General features: G+C 32.8%; 3 protein-coding genes and 1 pseudogene. 3 read left to right on the top strand and 1 reads right to left on the bottom strand.

The window, feature by feature from the left end:
- Both AADI82_RS14755 and aroQ read left to right on the top strand, forming a co-directional pair.
- Positions 1-420: pseudogene (locus tag AADI82_RS14755) on the top strand (hypothetical protein); the annotation flags it as partial.
- Positions 421-439: 19 nt separating this feature from the next.
- On the top strand, positions 440-853 hold the full coding sequence (aroQ, locus tag AADI82_RS14750) for a type II 3-dehydroquinate dehydratase (RefSeq protein WP_341217176.1): 414 nt from the start codon (positions 440-442) through the stop codon (positions 851-853).
- A gap of 165 nt (positions 854-1,018) precedes the next feature.
- Here the strand turns inward: aroQ and lpdA are convergent, their stop codons facing one another.
- Positions 1,019-2,392: a dihydrolipoyl dehydrogenase gene (gene lpdA, locus AADI82_RS14745; RefSeq protein WP_341217175.1), complete on the bottom strand. Its 1,374-nt coding sequence runs from the start codon at positions 2,390-2,392 to the stop codon at positions 1,019-1,021.
- Positions 2,393-2,512: 120 nt separating this feature from the next.
- Between lpdA and AADI82_RS14740 the strand changes: the two genes are divergently transcribed.
- Positions 2,513-2,744: FAD-dependent oxidoreductase (locus AADI82_RS14740; RefSeq protein ID WP_341217174.1), on the top strand; the 232-nt coding region annotated here is incomplete at its 3' end.

Raw genomic sequence — 2,744 nt, 5'->3', positions numbered from 1 at the left:
AAAATAAATAAGTCTAAAAAAATTGCAGATAGTATAAAAAGTAAAATTAATCCATTAAAGATGATGGATTCATTGAACATGAATATTTTAAGAAAAAATCAAACCTTAAGTGTATTCTCTAAATCTAAAAAAATAAAGTTAACTGTTTATGATGGAGGTAAAGAAGATGGTGATAAAATTTCAATTTCTTCAAATGGAAAGTTATTAATTAATAATTTTGAAGTAAAGAACAATAAAAACGTTTTTTTTATAAATTTAATTGAAGATAAGACCTCTATTTTAATTAAAGCAAATAATGAGGGCAATATATCACCTAATACCGTTGTTGTAGAGTTTGATGATGGTAAAAATGATATAAAAGCGTTATCAAATTTAAAGATTGGAGAAACGACACAGATAGACATAATCAAAGCTAAATAATTTTTTTTATATTATTATCATGAAAAAACTAATCATCATCAATGGTCCAAACCTTAATCTTTTAGGAAAAAGAGAACCTAATATTTATGGCAGTTTATCTTTTACTGAATTCTTAGATGAGATTACAACAAAATACACTAACGTTGAAATTGATTACTTTCAATCGAATATTGAAGGTGAAATAATTGATAAGTTGCACGAAGTAGGTTTTAGTTATGATGGTATTATTTTAAATGCTGCTGCTTATACACATACTTCTGTAGGTATTGGTGATGCTGTTAAAGCCATTGAAACAGAGGTAGTAGAAGTACATATTTCTAATACGTTTAATAGAGAAGAGTTTAGACATCAATCTTTTATATCACCAAATGCCAAAGGTGTGATTCTTGGGTTTGGTTTGCAAAGTTATGAATTGGCTATTCAGAGTTTTTAAAACACAAAGCCTAAAGCCCCACCTAGCCTCCCCAAAGGGGAGGAATATTCACTCTTTCGGGTAAAACAATTATTGATATAAAAAATGCGGTTCAAAAATGAATCGCATTTTTTTATTCGTTTGAGTAAGGGTTTCTCCCCTTTGGGGAGGCTAGATGGAGCTTTTTTACAAATGTATCACTTCATCATAAGCATCAGCCACAGCTTCCATAACCGCCTCACTCATTGTTGGATGCGGATGCACTGCTTTTAAAACTTCATGTCCTGTGGTTTCTAATTTACGTCCTAAAACAGCTTCAGCAATCATGTCGGTTACGCCAGCACCAATCATGTGACATCCTAACCATTCACCATATTTAGCATCAAAAATAACTTTTACAAAGCCATCTTTTGCGCCAGAAGCACTTGCTTTTCCAGATGCCGAGAAAGGGAATTTACCAACTTTAACATCTAAACCTTTTTCTCTAGCTTGCTTTTCGGTTAAACCAACTGATGCTATTTCAGGCGAGCAATATGTGCAACCTGGAATATTTCCGTAATCTAAAGCTTCAACATGTTGTCCTGCAAGTTTTTCAACACATAAAATTCCTTCTGCGGAAGCGACATGTGCTAATGCTTGCCCAGGAGTAACATCGCCAATGGCGTAATACCCAGGGATGTTGGTTTGGTAAAAATCATTCACTAAAATTTTATCTCTATCAACTACAATACCAACATCTTCTAAACCAATATTTTCAATATTCGATTTAATACCTACGGCAGAAAGAATAATATCGGCTTCTAGAATTTCTTCTCCTTTTTTAGTTTTTACTGTAGCTTTAACACCATTACCAGAGGTGTCTACTTTTGTAACTTCAGATGAAGTCATAATTTTTATACCGCTCTTTTTAAATGAACGCTCTAATTGTTTCGATACATCTTCGTCTTCAACAGGTACTATGTTTGGTAAATATTCAACAATAGTTACCTCGGTTCCCATAGAGTTGTAGAAATAAGCAAACTCAACGCCAATAGCACCAGATCCTACCACAATCATTTTTTTAGGTTGCTTAGCTAAGGTCATCGCTTCTCTATATCCAATTACTTTTTTACCATCTTGAGGCAAACTAGGTAATTCGCGAGAGCGTGCTCCAGTAGCTATAATAATATTATCTGCGCTATATTCTTTTCCATCAACATCAATCTTTTTTCCAGGTTTTAGTTTACCAAATCCTTCAATAACATCAATTTTATTTTTCTTCATTAAAAACTGTACACCTTTACTCATGCCATCAGCTACACCACGGCTTCGTTTTACTACAGCGTCAAAATCTTTATCGTAATCTTTAACAGATAATCCGTAATCGCCAGCATGTTTAAGATATTCAAATACCTGAGCAGATTTTAGTAAGGCTTTAGTAGGGATACAACCCCAATTTAAGCATACACCACCTAAATTCTCTTTTTCAACAATAGCAGTTTTAAAACCCAATTGAGAGGCTCTAATGGCAGTAACATAACCACCAGGACCACTTCCAAGTACAATAATATCGTATTTCATCTGTAAAATTTTAAGTCGTTTTTTGAAGCTACGAATTTACGAAATCGAATTTGAATAAAGAATTTAGAATCCTATAAATTTACATCTTTAATAGTACCTTTACGCTGCAAGTTTTATTATATGAATATACCTAGAACAAGTTTTCCGAGAATTATTATAATTGGTGGAGGTTTTGCAGGCATTGCTTTAGCTAAAAAATTATCAAAACAAGAGGTTCAAGTGGTGTTATTAGATAAGAATAATTATCACAATTTTCAGCCTTTATTATATCAAGTTTCTACTGGCGGATTAGAGCCAGATTCTATTGCATACCCCATTAGAAAGGTGTTAAAGGACTTTCCTAATTTTCATT

The organism is uncultured Wocania sp., from assembly GCF_964021735.1.
Classification (GTDB): domain Bacteria; phylum Bacteroidota; class Bacteroidia; order Flavobacteriales; family Flavobacteriaceae; genus Wocania_A.
The sequence above is the reverse complement of the archived record's forward strand: the minus strand, read 5'-3'. Positions and strand labels throughout refer to the sequence as shown.